The organism is Amycolatopsis dendrobii, from assembly GCF_014145675.1.
In the GTDB taxonomy this organism is placed as follows: Bacteria; Actinomycetota; Actinomycetes; order Mycobacteriales; family Pseudonocardiaceae; genus Amycolatopsis; species Amycolatopsis dendrobii.
The window spans coordinates 56,669-76,039 of record NZ_JACGZW010000008.1; the positions used below are offsets into that span (position 1 = coordinate 56,669).

Sequence of the window (19,371 nt, forward strand, 5' to 3'; positions counted from 1 at the left end):
TCCCGCTCCCCAGTCAGTCCACAGTGGACAAATGTGCCCGCACGGTCAGGTCGTGCCCGGTCTCCGGCAGGCGCACGGTCATCTCCTCCGCGTCGAACGCGGAGTACGGGCGGCCGTCGACCTCGACCCACGACAGCCGCACCCGGCCCTTCGGCAGCGCGTCCGGCGCGGTCCGCAGCAGCCGGTCCGCGTCCGGTCGCGGGCGGAACCACAGGGTCATCGGCTCGCCGGACAGCAGGAGGCGCTGGTACACCGTGGCCAGGAAGCACAGCTCGCTGCTGTGGTACATGCTCATCGAGTGGCTGCCCTTGAGCCGCTCGGTGCCGAGCAGGTACGGCGTGCCCGCGGCGAGCACGTTGAAGTACACGCCGCCCTCGTCGTGGTCGAGGAAGAAGCTGTTGTAGAACGCCGCGGCCTCCCGCGCCTGCTCGCGGAACCCGGCGTCGCCGGTCGTCCCGGCCAGGATCAGGTAGGCGAGGATCGCCTGCTCCTGCTGCCACCAGGCCTTGCGGTCGTGCCAGACGAGCCGGTGGGCGTCCTCGCCGTCGGCGAGCTGCCGTTCCACCATGTCGTACCAGCCGCCGCGCCGCCGGTCGCTCCCCACGTCCGGCATCGTCCGGCCCAGCCGTTCGGCGAGCTCGACGTACTTCGGGTCCGGCCGGATCGCGTTCATCCGCAGGAGATTCCAGGCAATCTTGAGGTTGTGCCCGACCACCGCCCGGTCCTGCTGCCAGCCCCAGGTCCGGTCCGGCGTCCAGTCGCCGTGGAACCGTTCCTGCACGAACGGGCTGTCCTCGCGCGGGAAGTGCTCGGCGATCAGGTCGAAGGTCTCGGCCAGCATGTCGGCGTGCCGTTTCTCCCCGGTGGCCAGCCAGAGGTTGATCAGGTAGGCGGGCGCGTGGTCGCCGATCGAGTTCCAGTTCTTGCGCGACCGGTTGTGCCGCAGCGATTCCTGGTGCGGCGACAGCAGCACCGGGTCGATGTGCGAGTAGTACCCGCCGAGGTCGGGGTCGCGGAAGAAGCGGCGGAACAGCCGCAGCGTCGCGTCGATGTCGTCGCGGATCCGCCGGTCGCCGGTGACCCGGAACAGCTGGGTCTGGCCGACCAGCGCGTAGATCTGCTCGTAGGCCGGGATCGCCTCGTAGTCGTCGCCGAACTCGGAGGTGAACAGCTTGCGCTCGCTGCCGCCGCGCACGTCGATGCCGTGGTACCAGTACACGACGTCCTCGTCGCGGTCGACGAACCGCATGTGCTCGCGCAGGTACTCGGTGCCGCGGTCGGCCACGCCGAGGAAGTCCTCGTCGCCGGTGAGCAGGTACGCCGACGCCATCCCGTACACCAGCCGGGAGATCGTGTCCGTCTCCTGGACGTGGTGGTCGCTCTTGTCCCCGCCGAGCCGCAGCACGGTGCGGTAGTCGGCGAAGTCGACCGGCCGCGCGCCGCCGAACTGCGCCCGCCGGTAGAACCGCGCGATCTCGCCCAGCTGCCGGGACCACCAGTGCGGGTCCTCGAAGCAGTAGTCGCCTGCCCGGCGGCCGAGGAAGATCAGCCGCTTCGCCTCGAACCGGCCCGAGGGATAGCGGATCCCGTACGCGTAGAGGAATCTTCCCGGCGCCAGCAGCTCGGCCACCTGCCCGGTCGCGTCGGCGTAGGGCTCGCCCAGGTTGCGCAGGAACTCCGCGGACATGGTGTGCCCGAAGGCGATCCGCTGCCGCCGCCCGCCGGAGGTCTTCAGCTCGAACGACATCCCGTCGGATTCGGTGACGTAGCCCGCGACCAGGTCGGAGAACGAGTAGTCCACGCCGGCGGCGGGCTCCGGGCGGCGGCGGTCGCGAGCGATCAGGTGCGCGGTGAGATCCGAGTGCGCGGTCATGTCGCCCTCGCCATCCTCTCCAAGACGGACCTCCTGGTGCGGTCGGCCCGCGCGGCGATGAGGTCGATGAGCGTGCGGGCGAACAGGTGGCAGTGGTCGGCGCTGCGCGCGGTGACCAGGTCGCCGTCGACCACCACGTCCTGGTCGGCGAAGACCGCGCCCATGTTGCGCACGTCGCCGATCAGGTTGTTGTGGCAGGTGACCCTGCGGCCGCGGACCACCTCGGGAATCGGCGACAGCAGCCACATGCCGTGGCAGATGACTCCTTTGAGGACGGCGGGATCGGCGAACGCGGCACGCGCGAACCGCACCGCCGGGGCGAGCTCGCCGACGCGTTCGGAGTAGCGCAGCCGGTCGGACACCATGCCGGACGGGATGATCAGCGCGTCCAGCGCGGACGCGTCGAGCGTCTCGAGATCGCCGTCGACCGTGATCGGCAGCTGGTGCTCGTGCCCGGTGAACGTGATCGACCGCTGGCCCCACAGCCGGGTGATCAGCCGCAGTGCCACGCCTTCCTCGGCGAAGCGGCGGAGGTAGTACCACAGCTCCGGTTCGACGTAGTCCGTCTCCATCAACACGGCGACGCTGCGCCCGGCCAGCCGGCCGCCTTGGCGGAGGATGGTGTTCACGACTGTCCTTTCAGGACGTGATCAGGTGGACTAGGAACGGTCCCTCGTGGCCGAGCAGGCCGGCGACCGCCCGCTCGACGTCGGCTGCCTTCTCGACCTTGACGCCCGGAACTCCCATGCTCCGCGCGAGTTCCGCGAAGCCGAGCGGCGGCGTGGCGAGGTCGAAGGAATCCGGGTAGGCGTGCGCCTGGATGTCCCGCTCCCGCCAGTACTGCTCGATGTTGTTGTCCAGCAAGCCGTATCTGCCGTTGTCGCAGATGACGAACTTCGCCGCGACGTCGTGTCGCGCGGCCGTCCACAGCGCCTGGATCGTGTACATGCTGCCGCCGTCGCCGGTGAAACCGACCACTGGCGCGTTGGGCCGCGCGAGCTTGATCCCGATGGCGCCGGGGATGCCGACGCCCAGGGAACCGCCTCTGGTGGCGAAATAGCTTCCGGGCACGCGGGGCGGCAGGTGGCGCCGAAGGCCGGGGGACGCCGTCAGCGCCTCGTCGAACACCACGAGGTCCTCGCCCGCCTGGTCGGCGAGCGCCGCCGAGAACCGTTCGATCAATGGAGCGTCCTCCCCGAGGCCCGGTCGCTGCCACTCCGCCCGGTCGGCGCGCCTGCCGGGCAATCTGGCGGCGAGTCCCGCGAGCGTCGCCTTCGGGTCGGCGACCAGGCCGAGATCGACCGGGTGGTTCTTGGCGATCTCGAAGTCGTCCAGGTCGACGTGCACCACCTTGGCATCGCCGAACGGGTTGTCCAGCAAGGGGAACACGTCCGGGAACACGTAGGTGCCGACGATCAGCACCGCGTCCGCGTCCTTGACCGACGCGGCGCTCGTCTCGCCGAACATGTGCCCGGTTTCCCCGCGGTACCAAGGGTTCGTGGTGTCCATGTTCACCTCGGACGTGTCCACGCCCCACACCGGTGCGCCCAGCCGCTCCGCCACCTCGGCGAGTTCGGCCTGCGCCTCCGACACGGCGACGCCGTCGCCGGCGAGGATCACCGGGCGTTCCGCCCCGAGCAGCAGTTCCGCCGCCCGGTCCAGCTCGCCGGGGAGGGGGAACGCCGCGCGGCTCGGCACGCTCGCCGGCATCGCGGGTTCGGCGGTCGGCGCGTCGAGGACGTCCATCGGCAGCTCGACGAAGACCGGGCCGCGCGGCGGGGTCATGGCGATCTTCACCGCGCGGCGCAGCACCCGCAGCAGCGAGGACGGATCGGTGACCCGCGTCGCGTACTTGGTCACCGGCCGCGCCATGGCGACGAGGTCGGCGGCCATCTGCGAGTCCATGGCGTCGTAGCGCACACCCGCACTGCCCGCGATCACCACGAGCGGCGAATGGCCGCGCTTAGCCTGGTACAGCATGCCGATCCCGTTGCCGAGGCCGACCCCGGCGTGCAGCTGCACCAGCGCCGGGGCGGCCGCGGCCCGGCAGTACCCGTCGGCGATGCCCACCGCGACGGTCTCCTGCAGCGCCAGCACGTAAGAGAACGCGGGCAGCTGGTCCACGATGTCCAGCAGCCCCTGTTCGACCGTGCCGGGGTTGCCGAACATCGTGGTCATGCCGTCGGCCGCGAACTGTTCGAAGATCGCGATCTTGCCGGGACGCTCGTGCATGACGGCCTACCAGCCGTACCGGCGCAGGCCGGACTCGAGCACCTCGACCAGCTTGCCGCCGCCGAGGAAAGAGTCCGGAGTGGACCGTGCGGTGACGTACGGGAAGTCGACGATCACCGACGTCTCCTTGCCGACGTTGCCGTGGTAGCGGCCGTCCGGGCCGGTCGCGTCGCGCAGGATGTACTCCAGCGGGTACGGCGGCGGGCCCATGTTGAAGTCGACGCCGAGGAAACCCGTGCCGTCCTTGTAGTCGTACTCCTTGCAGTGCCCGGTGACGTGCTTGCCCCGGAGGATGCTGACGCGGTCCTCCCAGTCGCGGGCGAACGCGAGGGCGGCGACGCCGTAGCAGAGGGCGAGGATCGGCTTGTCCGCCCGGACGAAGGCGAGGATCAGCTCGTGCAGACGGCCGTTGTTGGCCAGGTCCACGATCGGCCCGCTGCCGCCGACGATCACGAGCGCGTCGTACTGCTCGATGTCGGTGTCCAGCTTCGCGAGTTCGCGGTAGTAGTCCTCGGTCTTGCGCAGCGGTTCGGGTTCGCTTTGGTAGGGCCGGTCGGGAATCCACTGCTCCAGGCTGAGCGGATTGTCCAAACGGGACGATTCGTCGAGTTCCCTGGCCGCTACGGCGACTTCCGGCGTGGTGACGGAGCGGCCGAGCGGCGGGTCGATGTAGCCGGGGTCGAGGCTCGGCGGCAGTGCGTGGGCCCGTTTGCCGGTCGGCGTGGCGAAGACGGTCTGGTAGCCGTGTTCGTCGAAGGCCACGAGCGGTCCGAGGAGTTCCTCGCCCCAGTATCCGTATTCCGAGAGGATCGCGAGTATCTTTGTCACGCCGTCGAGTGAACCCGCTTCCCGTGCGGCGCAACAAGAACCGGCTTCGCTACTCCACGAAGTCCGCGCCGGGTTCCGGCTACTTCGTTAGGTGGTCCCGGAAAGCCCGTGCGCCGCCCGACACTGGTCGCCATGACCGCATCCGCGCCGCCCCGCCACCGACCGGCCCTGCTCGCCGTCGACGACGACGCGCACGTGCTGCGCGCTGTCCGCCGGGACCTGCTCAGCGTCTACGCCGACCGCTACCGGGTGCTGTCCACGACCTCGCCCGCCGACGGCCTGCGCATCCTCGACCGGCTCGCCGACCGAGGGGAAGAGCCCGCGCTGCTGCTGGTCGACCAGCGGATGCCGGAGATGACGGGCATGGAGTTCTTCGCCGAGTCGCTGAACCGCTTCCCTTCGGCGCGGCGGGTGCTGCTCACCGGCTACGCCGACACCGCCGTCGCGATCGACGCGATCAACGAGGTCAAGCTGCACCACTATCTGGTCAAGCCGTGGGAGCCGCCCGCGGAACGGCTGTACCCCGTGCTGGACGACCTGCTCGCCGAATGGCAGTCGACCTACGAGCCGCCGTACGAGGGCATCCGCGTCGTGGGGCACCGGTTCTCCCCCGCCACGCACCAGCTGCGCGATTTCCTCACCCGGCTGTTGCAGCCGTTCCGTTTCGTCGACGTCGACGAAACGGGGTCGGACGAGGTTCCCGCGGTCGAACTGCCCGACGGCAGGCGGCTGGTGCGGCCGACGCGCACCGAACTGATGGCCGCGCTCGGCCTGCGCGGCGAGCTGTCCCGGCCGCACTACGACCTGGTGATCGCGGGCGGCGGGCCGACCGGACTGGCCGCCGCGGTGTACGGCGCCTCGGAAGGCCTCGCGACGCTGCTGCTGGACGCGCACGTGCCCGGCGGCCAGGCGGGCACATCCAGCCGGATCGAGAACTACCTCGGTTTCCCGGCCGGGGTGAGCGGAGCCGAACTGACCCGGCGCGCGGTGGCGCAGGCCCGCCGGTTCGGCGCGGAACTGCTCGCCCCGGTCGGCGCGGTGTCGTTGCGCCGCGCGGGCCGCGCGCACCTGATCGGCCTGTCCGACGGCAGGGAGATCGGCGCGGGCAGCGTGCTGCTGGCCACCGGCCTGTCCTACCACCGGCTCGCGGCGGACGGCTGCGACCGGTTCGAAGGAGCCGGGATCTATTACGGCTCAACGAACTCCGAAGCCGCGTTGTGTGCGGGCCAGCACGTGGTGATCGTCGGCGGCGCGAACTCGGCCGGACAGGCGGCGCTGCACTTCGCCAAGCACGCCGAACAGGTCACGATGCTCGTCCGCGCACCGTCGCTGGCGACCCGCATGTCCCGCTACCTGGTGGACGAGATCGACGGGACGCCGAACATCGAGGTCCGCGCGACCACCGAGGTCGAATCCGTGTCCGGAGCCGCGCATCTGGAACGAATCACGTTGTGCGACAACCGGACCGGCACGGTCGACGAGATCGCCGCGGAGTCCATGTTCAGCTTCATCGGCGCCCGCCCCCGCACCGGCTGGCTCGCGGACACGGTGCGGCGCGACACCGGCGGGTACCTGCTCACCGGCTCCGCACTGGCGGGCCTGCTCGACGAGACCTGGGACCTGCCCCGCGAGCCGATGCTGCTCGAAACGAGCGCGCCGGGGGTGTTCGCGGCCGGGGACGTACGCGCCGACTCGGTGAAGCGCATCGCGTCGGCGGTCGGCGAAGGGGCGCTCGCGGTGACGCAGATTCACCAGCATGCGGCGGGGGTTTAGGACAGGCCTTTCAGTCCGCCCTGCTTCCGGCAGAGTGAGCCCATGCGCAACCATCGGCGGGAACACGCACTCGGCCTCATCGTCGACCGTTACGTCACTCCCGGCCCCAGCCGAACGCAGCGCCTTCGCCCGCGCACTCGCCGCCGACGCGCGACAGATCACCGACGACGATCTTCGGGAGCCGTTCGGCTACGAATGGCGGGCACAGCTGACTGCGGCCTGGCTGGCCGGGCTCGACCGTCGCGAGCGCATCGGCGAACTGCTGCTGGCGAGCAAACTGTGTCGCGCGGGCAAGGGATTCTGCTTCGCCTTGACGCGGTCCGGCACCCAGCAGGACGCGCAATTGCCGGTCGACTGCCTCGACCGGTATCTGGCTCGCCCGGACCTGATGTACGACCAGCACTGGGCGATGGCGGCGTTCCTTTGCCTGGACGCGCGTCTCGGCGCCGGCCACGCGAGCCCCTTCCTCGGGCCGAGCGGGGCATGGCAGCGCTGGACCGCAGCGGCAGCGACGCCGGTCACCGATCCCGGATCGCTGCGTCCTCAGATCGGCATGATGTGTTCCTTTGCCGAGCACTGCATGCGATCCGTCGACGAACCTTGATCGTCCTTCGAGTCATCCCGGGAACAGCAGGCTCGCCAGCAGAACATGCACCGCAGTACCGCCGACGATGCTCAGCACCGCGTTGCGGCGCCACAGATGCAGGCCGATCGTCACCGCCAGCGCGATCGTCGGGGCGAAGGCGCTCGAAGACGTCCACGACACGTCGCGCAAGCAGTAGACCAGCAGGATCACCATGACCCCCGCAGGCATGCGGGTGCTCAGGTACTGCACGGTCCGGCTGGCGCGCAGCGGGGCCAGGACTGCGAACGGGAGCGCCCGCAAGCCCCACGTGACCGCGGCGGACACCGCGACCGCGGCCAGCAGGTAGACGGGGTCAGGCATTGCTCACGCTCCGTTCGGCGACGAGGCCGCGGACGACCAAGCCGCCGACGAACAGCACGAACGCCGCCAGCAGCATCTGGCCGGGGAAGACCACGCGGGCCACGACCGCGCTCAAGGCGGCGAGGACGGGCGTAGGCAGGTCTCCCTTGCGGTCGCGGACGGCGTCCAGCGCGAGTACGACGAACAAGGCAGTCATGGCGAAGTCCAGGCCGACGACGCCGCTGGGGATGAGCGAGCCGAGCAGGCCGCCCACCGTTGCTCCGCCGACCCAGAACAGGTGCAGGAACAGTTGCAGCCACAGGATTCGCGCGCCGTTCCACTCGCGGGCGGCGTCCGTTGTGGACAGTGCGTAGGCCTCGTCGGTGAGGGCGAACGTGCTGTACGCGCGCGCTCCGCGACCGCGTACGCGGTGCAGCGGGAAGGACAGCGCGTAGAAGACGTGCCGGACATTGACCAGGAACGCCGAGAGCCCGATCGACGCCAGCGGGGCCGCCGCCGCGGCCAGGCCGATGAGCAGGAACTCGAACGAGCCCGCGTAGATGAACGTGGTGAAGACCGTCGCCCACCACCAGGCGAGGCCCGAATGCGTGAGGAACGCGCCGAACGCGAGTCCGAGCGGGACCAGGCCGATCCCGACGGACCCGCAGTCCTTCAGCGCGGCCAATGCGGGCGGGCGATCACGAACAGCCAGGTCGGACACGGTTTCCACGCTTGGAACACTACGTCAGCTCGTGGCTAATTTGGTGTCCGATCATGGCGCTAGAATGGGCCAGTGAGCAATGTAGTGCGGCTGGATGCGCTGGATCGGGATATTTTGTTTCACCTCCGTCAGGACGGGAGGCTGACCAACGTCGAACTCGCCAAACGGGTCGGGCTCACCCCTCCCCCGTGCCTGCGCCGGGTGAAGCGCCTCGAGGACGCCGGAGTGATCGCCGGGTACCGCGCGGTGATCGACCCGGAAACCGTCGGCCGGGGGCTGGAAACGCTCATCGACCTGGAGGTCTACGCGACCGACCGGGCGACGATCGAGGCGCTCGAGGACACCGTCGCCTCCTACGAGGAGGTCATCGAGTTCCGCCGCCTCTTCGGCCGCCCCGACTACTTCATCCGCGTCGCGGTCGCCGACCACGCCGCGTACGAGGAATTCCAGACGCGGAAGCTCTCCGGACTGCCGGGGGTTTTGCGCGTCACGTCGCACCTGACGATGAAGAAGATCAAGGGCGACGCCTGAGTCCGGGAAGGAAGGCCCCGGCCGGGAAGGGCCTGGCAGCGGGTTCAGCGCCGGATCGTGGGCGGCAGCAGAAACGGATAAGTGCGGCGGCGGACGGTGCGCTGCCAGAACCGGTCGGCTTTGCGCAGCCGCTGGACGATTGCCCACATCCGCGCGTCGCCTGCGTAATAGCGAGCCACTTCCCCGCTGCTCAGCGGAACCTCGAGGCGCTCGTTGGCCTGTTCCAGGAAGACCGGCACCAGGGAATCGAGCCGGTCCTTGTACAGGTTGCCGAGGAAATCGAGGACGATGCCGCGCGTCGAGTAGTACTTGTCCGTGGCTGCCTTGAGCATGACTGCCTTGACCGCGCCGCGCAGGATCCACGGCAGGGACGTGAGCAGCAACCCCACGTCGGCCTGCTCCCGGCCGCGGCCGTCCCGCAGGAACGGGGTGGTGACGTCGACGAACACGAGTTCCCCGTCGAGGTCGAACCAGTTGCTGGCCTGGGCGTCGAGCCCCAGGTCGGGTCGGGCCGCCCGTCCGATCGCGGTCAGGTATCGCGCGAAGAAGGACTTCGCCCAGCCGAGATCCCGGGTGTGCAGCAGCTTCGAGCACAGCTGTGCCGGCGGCAGCGCTTCCTGGACGCAGTAGGCGACGCCGCCGCTTCGTCCCCGCGACAGGTAGCGCAACTCGGTAGGCGCCACCGTGATGCCGTGAGCGCTCAACTGCCCAACATAGCGGGCGAGTGTTTCTTCGTACCGCTGAAACCGATCGTAGTCCGGGAACGGCGGAAGCCGCTTGCAGGCGAACGTTCCCTCGCCGGTGCGGACTTTGAGGACCAGCGTGTCCTCGCCGTGGCCGAGAACGTCGAAGACGCCGTAGTCGCCGGACCGCAAGGCGGCCTGCACTTGGCGCTCCAACGCATCGAGGTCGCGAGGCGCGATGGCTAGGGACACAACGGTTCTCCCTTGTCCGAGGCAGACCGGAAGACCGCGAGCTCCGCGCGGAGGGCGTTCAGCACTCGCGACCGGCCCGCGCCTGCGAGAAAGAAATGCCCGCCGGCGACCTGACGAACCACTAGCGACCCCTGCGTGTAAGAGCGCCATGCCTCGACCTCTACGGCATTGGCCAGCGGATCGTCGCTGCCGCGGAACGCGGTGACCGGGCAGCGCAGGGGTCTGCGCGGCGTCCACGCATAGCTGTCGCAGAGGGCGAGATCGGCCCGCAGCACCGCGCTCTCGGGAACCGCGTGCTGCCCGGCCGCGGACAGCACCTCCGCATCGGACACCTGCGCGGGACCGTAGAGATGCGGTGCCCGGCTTCCGGAAACGAACAGGTGCAGCGGCTCGCCGTGGCCGCGGTCGCGCAACCGGCAGCTGAGTTCGTAGGCCAGCAGCGCGCCCATGCTGTGGCCGAAGAACGCATACCGATCAGCCAATCCGTGCGCGATCAGCGTTTCGGCCAGCTCGTCGGCCAACGGCTCGAGGCCGGCGTGCGGGCGAGCCCGGACGTGGCGGTCGCGTCCCGGCAGCAGGACCGGAACGACCTGGGCGACCCCGGCGAGATGCCGCTGCCAGCCCTGATAGGTCGACGCGGTCCCGCCGGCGTGGTGCAGGCAGACGAGCCGCGGGACAGCGCCCGTCTCGCCGCTGAATCCTGGCAGCCACGGGGTGTCCGGCACCGGCGACCCGGGGTGCTCGCTATCGCTTGACGTGTCGCCGCCCCTCCTCCGACCCTAGCCAGTCGATCGTGCGCCGCATGCCGTCCTCGAATCCCACGTCGCCGTCGAAGGCGAAGTCGTGTCTCGCCCGGTCGATGGGGAACAACTGGTTCCGTTCGAACAGATGCACCGCGTGCCGGGTCAGCATCGGGCGTCCGCGCAAGCGCAGCGCGCCGTAGACAGCTTCGAAGGCCAGCGCGAGCCCGGTCGCGATCGGTGCCGGCAGGTTCAGCTTGGGCTCGCCGACGCCCAGTCCGCGGGCGAGCGCCCGGAGGTACTCGCGCCAGGTGGTCTCCTCGTTGTCCCGCAGGTTGTACACCCCGCCGACCGCGGATTCGGCTGCCGCGGCGGCGATCATGGCGTCGGCCACGTTGTCCACGTACACCAGGCCGGCCGGTGCTCTGCCGCCGCGGACATACATCATTTGCCCTCGCAGCAGCAGATTGGCGACCTCGACGACGAAGTCCTTGCTGCCCGGTCCGTACACCGAGACCGGTCGCACGATCGTCAGCGGCACGCCGCCTTCAGCGGCCGCCCGGCGGACTTCTCGTTCGCCGAGCAGCTTGCTGCGGTTGTAGGGCAGCCCCACGTCTCGCGGCGGGACGTTCTCGGAGCAGGGCCGCGTCGGATAGCCGTAGACATCGGTGGTGCTGACGTGCACGAAACGGCGCACCGTGCCGGCACGGGCGGCGGCCCGGACGAGATTCGCCGCGCCTTCGACGTTGACTTCGCGGAACTCGCTCCACGCACCCCAGTCCGCGGACTTCCCGGCGCAGTTGTAAACGCATCCGGCGCCGTCCGCCGCCTCGTTCAGCGCGTCCGGATCGGACAGTGCGCCGACGTGGAACTCGACGGGCAAGCCCGCCAGGCCCCGGCGATCGCTGTGCGCCCGGACCAGGGCGCGAACGCGATGTCCTCGCTCGGCCAGCCGGCGGACCAGGCGGCCGCCGATGAAGCCGCTCGCGCCGGCCACCAGCACGGTCTCCCCGGTCACGGCCGGACTCCCGCCGCGCGCATGGCCTCGACCAGCCGGTCGAGCGAGTATTCGATGTCGTCCTCGGCATGGTCGGCGTTGACGAAGAACCGCAGCCGGCACTGGTCGCGCTCGACCGCCGGATAGCCGATGGGCATGGCGTTCACGCCCATGGCGAGCAGCGCGTTCGAGACCGCGATCGCAGGCTCCCATTCGCCGATGACGACCGGGATCACCGCCGATGCGCGGGACACCCCGATGTCCAGCCCCCGCGCCCTCGCCGCGGTCCTGAACAGGTCCGCGAGTTCCCGCACCCTGGCGACCCGCTCGGGTTCTTCTTTGACGACCCGGATCGCCTCCAGCGCCGCACCGGCGTTGGCGGGCGAGATCCCGGTGCTGAAAATGTAGAGCGGCGCGGTGTATTCGAGGTATTCGATCACCGGCGCGCGGCCCGCGAGGTACCCGCCGAGGCTGCCGAGAGCTTTGCTCAGCGTTCCCATCCAGAGGTCGACGTCGGCGCGGTCGACGCCGAAGTGCTCGCCGATGCCCGCGCCCGTGGCGCCGAGAACGCCGATCGAGTGCGCTTCGTCGACCATGAGCATCGCGCCGTGCCGCTTGGCGACTTCGACGAACCGCGGCAGGTCGGGGATGTCGCCGTCCTGGCTGTAGGCGCCTTCGAGCACGATCAAGGTCCGGCGGTGCCGGTCGCGCGCCGCGCGGAGCCGCTCGTCGAGGGAAGCCCAGTCGTTGTGCGGGAACGGCTGGCGCTGTGCTCCTGACAAGACGCAGCCGCGCACGATGCTGTCGTGGATCCAGCGGTCGTGCAGGACGAGGTCCGGCGGGCCGAACAGATGCCCGACGGTGGCCACGTTGGCCGAGTGGCCGCCCGCGAAGACCATCGCGTCCTCGGTGCCGAGGAACCCGGCGATTTCCGCCGCGAGTTCCTTGTGCACCGGCGTTTGGCCGCACAGCAGCGGGGTGGCCGACGCCGAGGTTCCGTAGCGGTCGACGGCGGCTTTGGCCGCTTCGCGGACTCGACGGTGGTGGGACAGTGCCAGATAGTTGAACGCCGAGAAGTTGACTGTCCGCTTGCCGTCGATCGTCGCGTGCCCGGAATTGCCGCCGTCGTGGACCCGGTCGTAGGGATTCGCGCCGCCGCGTTCGACCTGGCGCCGGCGTTGCCGCAAGGCGAGGTACTCCGGCCACTGCTCGAATCCGGTCCTTTCCCGGACCTCGGCGGGCTCGAGGGCCTCCGGCTCGCCCTCGCCCGCTTCCAGGAGCTCCGTCAGCTGCGCCACGGTCGGATCCTCCGCGAGTGCTTGCCGCACCCGCTCGGCCTGCCGCTCGGGCAGCGGGCCGAAGTGGCGCCGCAGTTCGGTCACCATCAGCGAGTCGAATCCGAGATCCGCGCCCAGCCGGGCGTGCGAGGGGATCTGGTCCGGGGCGAACCCGGACACCCTCGCCAGGTGGTGCAGAAGTCTTCGCCGGGTCAGAACCGGAATCGCGGTCGCCGGATCGCGTCCGGCCGGGGCCTCCCGGGTCTCCCCCTCCGCGCTGCCCGTCGCCGCCGCGGTGAACCAGCAGGAGCTCGGTTCGCGCACGGAATGCGGGACGTCGACGGGCACGCGGGTCCGGTGCCGGTCGAGCGCCGCCCAGTCCACGCTGCCGTCGGAACAGTGCAGCCGCCCCAGCGAACGCAGCAGTGTCTCCCACTCGCGTCCCGGCCGCAGCGACGGCAGCCAGAGTGCTTCGGCCGGGTCTGCGGTCATTGCCCGGCCCAGCGTGAGCAGTGTCTGGTTCGGACCGATTTCGGCGAAGGCGTCGCACCCGAGCCGCCGCAGCGCGGCGAACCCGTCCGCGAACAACACCGGGCTGAGCACATGGTCCGCCCAGTAGTTCTCGTCGACGCCGCCGACCGGTTCGCCGGTCAGGTCGCTGATCCAGGGCGTCGCCGGCGCGGCGAAATCCACCTCCTTGGCGGCATCGCGCAGAGGCGGCGCGGCTCCGGCCATCATCGGCGAGTGGAACGCGTGCGAGACCCGCAAGGACCGGACGTCGACCGCGCTCGCCTCGAGTTCGCGCCGGGCGGAGGCGATCGGTGCGGGCGGTCCGGCCAGCACCAGGTGATCGGGCGCGTTCACCGCGGCGACCGCGATCCCCGGCTGCCGGAGGGCGACCGCCCGGACGACCTCCGCGTCGCCGACGCAGGCGATCATCTCGCCGCCCGCGCTGTGCTCCTCCATGTACCGCGCGCGCAAGGCGACGAGCGCGAGTACGTCGTCGAACTGGACCGCGCCGGAAATACAGGCGGCGCTGTAGGCCCCGACACTGTGGCCCAGCACTGCCGCCGGCCGAACTCCGAGCGAGATCCACAGCCGGGCGAGGGCGACCTCCAAGGCGACAAGAGCGGGCTGGCAGTAGCGCGTTCGCGTCAGCCAGTCCTCGCTTTGCCCGGCAAGAAGCAGCTCCGGAAGCGGACGGTCGAGCAACGGCCGCAGCACCAGGCCCGCTTGGTCGATGGTGTCCCGGAACGACGGATGCCCCTCGTAAAGTTCGCGCCCCATTCCGGCGTAGTGCGATCCCTGCCCGCTGAACACGAACGCGACTCGCCGGCGCTCGCCCCGGTCGACGTCCCGCGCCACGGCAGCGGACGGGGTGTCCGCGGCGAGGGCGGCCAGCGCGGCGTCGAGTTGTTTCGCGCCGGCGCCGACCGCAGCACCGCGATACCGCAACAGCGCGCGTCCGGTGTTGGCGGCGCGGCACAGGTCGTCCAGTCCGGCCTCCGGGTTCGCGGCGAGGTGCCTGCGGTAGTCGCCGGCCAGCGTGCGCAACGCGGTGGGCGTGTGCCCGGACAGGCAGAGCACGTGCGCGGCTCGTTCCGGCGCCGTGCCGGCGGGTTCTCCCCGCGGGGCTTGCTCGAGGACGACGTGCGCGTTCGCGCCGCCGAATCCGAACGAGCTGACGGCGGCGCGGGCGGCACCGCGTTTGAGCAGTTCGGTGCGCCGGGTGGACACTGTCAGTCCCGAGTCGGCCCAGGCCAGCCGGGTGCTGGGGGTTTCGAGATGCAGTTGCGGCGGCACCTCGCCGTGATGCACGACGAGTGCTGCCTTGATCAGGCCTGCCACGCCCGCGGCGGCCTCCAGGTGGCCGATGTTGGCTTTGACCGAGCCGACCAGGCACGGCTTGTCGTCGGCGCGGCCGGTTCCGTAGACGGCGGCCAGCGTCTCCCACTCGACCAGATCCCCGAGTTTCGTCGCGGTGCCGTGCGCTTCGACGTAGTCGATCTCCTCGGCACAGAGCCCCGCCTTCTCGAGCGCGCGCTGGATCACTTGCCGTTGCGCGATTCCGCTCGGTGCGGTGAGCCCGTTGGCGCGTCCGCCGTGCGCGACGGCGGATCCGCTGATCGTCGCGTAGACGCGGTCGCCCGCCGCGGTCGCGTCCGACAGCAGTTTCAAGCACACGAGCCCGGCGCCCTCGCCGCGGACGTAGCCGTCGGCGGCGTCGTCGAACACCCGGCAACGGCCTTGCGCGGCAAGCATCCGTCCCTGTGCGAAGGCCACCGACGGCAGCGGGGACAGCATGAGGTTGACTCCGCCGGCGAGCGCGAGGCCGCATTCGCGCTCGCGCAGGCTTCGGCAGGCCAGATGCACCGCGACCAGCGACGAGGAGCAGGCGGTGTCGAGGGCGAGGCTGGGGCCGCGCAGGTCGAGCAGATAGGACAGCCGGTTGGCCGCGATCGCGTGCGCGTTTCCCGTCGCGGTGTACAGATCCGGCTCGTCGTGCCCGGCCGAACGCAGCGTCGCGTAGTCGTTGCTGCTGATGCCGACGAACACGCCCGCGTCGCTGCCGGCCAGGCTGGTGGGAGCGATCCCCGCGTCCTCGACGCACTGCCACGCGATCTCGAGCAGCAGGCGCTGCTGGGGGTCCATCTGCTGCGCTTCACGGGCGGAAATGCCGAAGAACTGGGCGTCGAACTGGTCCGCGCCGTCGATGAACCCGCCGAATCCGGGCGCCGGGAACGCGTCCGCGTCCCACCGCCCCGCGGGCACTTCGGTGACCGCGTCCCGGCCGTCCAGCAGCAGCTTCCAGTAAGACCGGGCGTCAACCGCACCCGGCAGCCTGCAGCCGATCCCCACGATCGCGATCGGCTCGCCGGCGCGCGGATCCGCCGCGGGCGAGAGCGGCGGCGCCGGAGCCGGACGGCCGAACCGCTGGGACAGCTCCCGGATCGTCGGATAGTCGAACACCGTTGCGGGGGTCACCTCGCGGCCGAGCCACGAGCCCAACTCGTCGACGAGTGCGACCAGGTGCTGCGAGCCGGCCCCGATCTCGGCCAGCGGCAGCGCGGGGTCGATCGCGGACGGCGGGAGGCCGAGCTGGTCGCCGAGCCGCGCTCGCAGCCAGTGCTGGAGTTCTGCCGGGGTCGGGCTGCCGCGCCGCGGCTGCCGGCGGCACAACGCCACCAGGGTGTCGGCGCGGGGATCGACCAGAAGCGGCCCGATCGGCACGGCGATGCCCCATCGTGCCTCGATCTTCCTGACCAGCTCGACGAGCCGGGGGTACTCGAGGCCCAGTTCGGCGAAACCGCGCCCCTCGACGTCGGTCCGGCCGGAGATGTCCGCGAGCGCCCGGAGCACGGCGGCCGCGGACGGCGGCGCCGCGTCGGCCTTCGGAGCGGAAGCCCGCGTGACGCTCGCCGCCGCGACAGCCAGGCCGAAAGTGCGGAAAGCCCGGCTGCAAGCCTGTCTTCGCAGTTTGCCGCTTGTCGTCTTCGGCAGGGCTCCCGGCCGGAGCACGACGACGGCGTGCGGGGAAACCGCGTGCTCGGCCCCGATGCCCGAGCGGACCTTCGCGAGCAAGCTGTCCGTGTCCTCACCCGGCCTGACCGCTGCTTCGAGGGCCACGACCAGCTGCTCGCTGCCGTCGATTTCGGCGGAGAACGCCGTCACGCTGTTCGCTCTCGGCGCGCCGGCCGCGTTCTCGACGGTCAGCTCGATGTCCTGCGGGTAGTGATTGGTCCCCTGCACGACCATGACGTCCTTGGCCCGGCCGACGACGAACAGCTCGCCGCGATGCTGGAAGCCGAGATCCCCGGTGCGCAGGAAGGAAACCCCCGGCTCGTCCGCGACAGCGGCCCGGAAGGTCCGTTCGCTCTCCTCGTCCTTGCCCCAGTAGCCTCTCGCCACGCTCGGCCCGGCGACCCAGATCTCGCCGACCCGCCCCGAGGGGAGCCGCCTTCCGGTTTCCGGGTCGACGACGGCGACCGCGACCCCGTCCGCGGCGGGACCGCATCCGACGAGCCGGACAGTGCGGCTGGTCCGGCTTGTCGGCGGCGCGGGATTTCCCTCCGCCACCGTGACCGCGTCGAAGGTGCGCTGGACCGGCTTGGCCGCCGAAGCGGTCGCGGTCACCATCAAGGTCGCCTCGGCGAGGCCGTAACACGGAGAGAACGCGCGCCGGTCGAACCCGCACGGCGCGAAAAACTCGGCGAACCGGTCCAGGGTCCCGGATCTGATCGGTTCCGCGCCGTTGACGGCGATCCGCCACCGGGAAAGGTCGAGGGTGTCCCGCTGCTGCTCGGTGATCTTGCGCAAGCAGTGTTCGTAGCCGAAGTTGGGCCCGCCCGAAGTGGTGGCTCCGGTCGCGGACAGCGTTTCCAGCCAGAGCATCGGCCGCCGGGCGAACGCCAGGGGAGACAGGAAATGCAGCGGCACCCCGCCGTACAGAGCGGTCAGGAAGCACCCGATGAGGCCGAGATCGTGGTAGAGCGGGAGCCAGGAGACGATCGCCGAATTCTCGTCGTGCCCGAGCCTGCGATGGATCGATTCCAGGTTGTGCAGCACGTTTTCGTTGCTGACCATCACGCCCTTCGGCGCCGAGGTCGAGCCCGACGTGTACTGCAGGAAAGCGAGCGAATCCCGGCCGGTGCCCGGATCGTCCCAGTGCTCGGCGAGGGCGGCGTCCGTTTCCTCGGCGACCAGCCAGCGCAGCGCACCGGGGCCTGCCGCGCCGGTCCCGGCGTCCCGGTTCCCCTTGCGCGGGAGCACATCCGCCGTGGTCAACGCGTGCGTCGCCGCGCAGTCGGCGGCCATGGCGGCCAGCCGCCGCAGCGCGTGGCCGGACCGGGCGGTGTCCGCCGGATAAGCCGGCACCGCGACGGCCCCCGCGTATTGGCAGCCGAGGAAACCTCCGACGTAGTCCAGCCCCGGCGGGTGCGCCAGCAAGACGGGCTTGCCGTTCAAGCCCTCCCGCCGCAAGCGGACCGCGAGGGCGCGGGCATACCGGTCGAGCCCGCGGTAGGTCCAGGCTCCGCCGTCGTCCGCATCGGTGACGAAGCGGCAGGCGAGTTCGTCCGGCCCCCGCTCGACCCGCTCTCGCAGCACAGCCGCCAGCGTCGCGGGCGAGCCAGGGCGCGCCTCGGTCATCCTCGAATCCCGGCCCATGGCCGCTTCCTCCCCCAAGGCAATCCTGACACGGCGGCGAAAGCGGGCGCACCCGCGGACCGGCCCGCCGCACCGCGGCGTCGGCCCCGGACAAGGCACCTGAACTGATGCCGTTGCGGAAACCGCTAATCCGGACGGTACGCCGCAACGAATTCGGTAATAGTGGTGCCAGCTGTCTCACGAATGCACTCGCGCACGGCAGCCCCCATTGAGTTGACCCGATCCGCGATCCGGCGACAACCGGGCGGACCGCCAGGTCACGCTAAGTCCCGTTCATCTGCCCGACAACCCGAATTTATCGCAGTTCACTCGAACGGTCCAGCTTCGCGGAATTTCCTGGTACGAACAGCCGGAAAGCATTCGCCCGAATGGCGACGAAGCACCCGCTCGGGCGGATCTCCCGGCCATCCGCCGTTCATCCGCGCAATCCCGGGCACCAGCGGGTGAAATGTACACTGTGGACACCGAGCTGCCGGAACCCGGTTAAGACAATGGCGACATAACGCCCGGCAAACCAATCTTCGCCTGCCGAGGACGACGCTCATGTTACCTTCACCCGATGGGCGAATATCATCGCGCGCTGATCACCGGGGCCTCCGCGGGAATCGGCGAGAGTTTCGCGGAGGAGCTCGCGTCACGTGGATGTTCCCTCGTATTAGTGGCTCGCCGCCGCGCGTTGCTCGAAGCGGCGGCCGAGCGCCTTCGGGAACGCCACCGGGTGGAGGCCGAGGTCCTGGTCGCCGACCTGGCCGACCCCCGCCAGCTCGAGGCGGTGGAAAACCGGCTCTCCGACGAGAGCAGCCCGGTCGACCTCCTGGTGAACAACGCGGGCGTCGGCGAGACCGAGCCGTTCGCGGACTGCCCGGTCGACAGCGAGCAGCGGACCGTGCTGGTCAACGCGCTCGCGCCGACCCGGCTGTGCCACGCCGCGCTCGCGTCGATGACCAAGCGCGGCCGGGGCGGAATACTCAACGTCGCCTCGATGGCGGGCCAGCTCCCCGCGTTCCGCAACAGCGCGACCTACGGTGCGACCAAATCGTATCTTTGCTCGCTCAGCGAAAGCATCCGGCTCGAATTGAAGGCCGGGAATTCCCGGATCGCGGTCACCGCGGTGTGCCCCGGATACGTGCCGACCGACCTGACCGCCGGAATCACCTTGCCGAAGATAGCCTGGACGTCCCGGGAAAAGGTCGTCCGGGATTCGCTTCGCGGATTGTCCAAGAACAAGCCGCTGGTGATACCGGGCACCCTCTACAAACTGGCGGCCATCGGCGCCCGGGCGATGCCGAGGGCACTCGTCAGACCCTTCGCCGCGGATTCCCCGAAAGACGACGATGCGTTATCGACGGCGCGCACCCGGTGACTCCCGGCGC

General features: G+C 70.3%; 14 protein-coding genes. 4 read left to right on the top strand and 10 right to left on the bottom strand.

Going from position 1 to position 19,371, the window contains the following annotated elements; all coding sequences use genetic code 11:
* Positions 1 to 13: 13 nt before the first annotated feature.
* Genes H4281_RS23475 through H4281_RS23490 form a run of 4 tightly spaced genes read right to left on the bottom strand, consistent with a single transcriptional unit; the run spans position 14 to position 4,933 of the window.
* Positions 14 to 1,873 (bottom strand): AGE family epimerase/isomerase, encoded by a 1,860-nt coding sequence (locus H4281_RS23475; protein ID WP_182893085.1) that lies wholly within the window; start codon positions 1,871 to 1,873, stop codon positions 14 to 16.
* Positions 1,870 to 2,502, bottom strand: a complete 633-nt coding sequence (locus tag H4281_RS23480) for a DJ-1/PfpI family protein (protein WP_312872168.1) — start codon at positions 2,500 to 2,502, stop codon at positions 1,870 to 1,872. The genes H4281_RS23475 and H4281_RS23480 overlap by 4 nt, the downstream gene beginning before the upstream one ends.
* Positions 2,503 to 2,512: 10 nt before the next feature.
* Positions 2,513 to 4,105 carry a thiamine pyrophosphate-binding protein gene (locus H4281_RS23485; protein ID WP_182893086.1) on the bottom strand — a complete coding sequence of 531 codons (1,593 nt, stop codon included), beginning with the start codon at positions 4,103 to 4,105 and terminating at the stop codon, positions 2,513 to 2,515.
* 6 nt (positions 4,106 to 4,111) lie between these two features.
* The gene (locus H4281_RS23490; protein WP_182893087.1) at positions 4,112 to 4,933 is read right to left on the bottom strand and encodes a type 1 glutamine amidotransferase domain-containing protein; all 822 of its coding nucleotides are present in this window, start codon (positions 4,931 to 4,933) and stop codon (positions 4,112 to 4,114) included.
* A 132-nt stretch (positions 4,934 to 5,065) separates the two neighbouring features.
* Here H4281_RS23490 and H4281_RS23495 point away from each other — a divergent pair, with 132 nt between their 5' ends.
* Both H4281_RS23495 and H4281_RS23500 read left to right on the top strand, forming a co-directional pair.
* The gene (locus H4281_RS23495; RefSeq protein ID WP_182893088.1) at positions 5,066 to 6,706 is read left to right on the top strand and encodes an NAD(P)/FAD-dependent oxidoreductase; all 1,641 of its coding nucleotides are present in this window, start codon (positions 5,066 to 5,068) and stop codon (positions 6,704 to 6,706) included.
* Positions 6,707 to 6,740: 34 nt separating this feature from the next.
* On the top strand, positions 6,741 to 7,310 hold the full coding sequence (locus H4281_RS23500; protein WP_182893089.1) for a DUF6000 family protein: 570 nt from the start codon (positions 6,741 to 6,743) through the stop codon (positions 7,308 to 7,310).
* Positions 7,311 to 7,322: 12 nt separating this feature from the next.
* Here H4281_RS23500 and H4281_RS23505 read toward each other — a convergent pair whose 3' ends face one another.
* Both H4281_RS23505 and H4281_RS23510 read right to left on the bottom strand, forming a co-directional pair.
* Positions 7,323 to 7,652, bottom strand: a complete 330-nt coding sequence (locus H4281_RS23505) for a branched-chain amino acid transport AzlD family protein (RefSeq protein ID WP_182893090.1) — start codon at positions 7,650 to 7,652, stop codon at positions 7,323 to 7,325.
* Positions 7,645 to 8,361: an AzlC family ABC transporter permease gene (locus tag H4281_RS23510; protein WP_237600408.1), complete on the bottom strand. Its 717-nt coding sequence runs from the start codon at positions 8,359 to 8,361 to the stop codon at positions 7,645 to 7,647. The genes H4281_RS23505 and H4281_RS23510 overlap by 8 nt, the downstream gene beginning before the upstream one ends.
* A 63-nt stretch (positions 8,362 to 8,424) precedes the next feature.
* On the opposite strand from H4281_RS23510, the gene H4281_RS23515 reads away from it, so the two are divergent.
* Entirely contained in the window at positions 8,425 to 8,883 is a 459-nt protein-coding gene (locus H4281_RS23515) for an Lrp/AsnC family transcriptional regulator (protein ID WP_182893091.1), read from the top strand.
* Between the two features lie 44 nt (positions 8,884 to 8,927).
* Here the strand turns inward: H4281_RS23515 and H4281_RS23520 are convergent, their stop codons facing one another.
* From H4281_RS23520 to H4281_RS23535, 4 genes are read right to left on the bottom strand one after another with little or no spacing between them, the layout of a single operon-like run.
* Positions 8,928 to 9,818, bottom strand: coding sequence for a DUF6206 family protein (locus tag H4281_RS23520; RefSeq protein WP_182893092.1), 891 nt, complete (start codon positions 9,816 to 9,818; stop codon positions 8,928 to 8,930).
* Complete coding sequence (locus H4281_RS23525) at positions 9,809 to 10,543, bottom strand: thioesterase II family protein (RefSeq protein ID WP_220507741.1); 735 nt, start codon at positions 10,541 to 10,543, stop codon at positions 9,809 to 9,811. The genes H4281_RS23520 and H4281_RS23525 overlap by 10 nt, the downstream gene beginning before the upstream one ends.
* 19 nt (positions 10,544 to 10,562) lie before the next feature.
* Entirely contained in the window at positions 10,563 to 11,576 is a 1,014-nt protein-coding gene (locus H4281_RS23530; protein WP_182893500.1) for an NAD-dependent epimerase/dehydratase family protein, read from the bottom strand.
* Complete coding sequence (locus tag H4281_RS23535; protein WP_182893093.1) at positions 11,573 to 17,980, bottom strand: type I polyketide synthase; 6,408 nt, start codon at positions 17,978 to 17,980, stop codon at positions 11,573 to 11,575. Before H4281_RS23535 ends, H4281_RS23530 begins: the two co-directional genes overlap by 4 nt.
* Positions 17,981 to 18,557: 577 nt before the next feature.
* Here H4281_RS23535 and H4281_RS23540 point away from each other — a divergent pair.
* Positions 18,558 to 19,361, top strand: coding sequence for an SDR family NAD(P)-dependent oxidoreductase (locus H4281_RS23540; protein ID WP_182893094.1), 804 nt, complete (start codon positions 18,558 to 18,560; stop codon positions 19,359 to 19,361).
* The last annotated feature ends 10 nt before the right edge of the window (positions 19,362 to 19,371 follow it).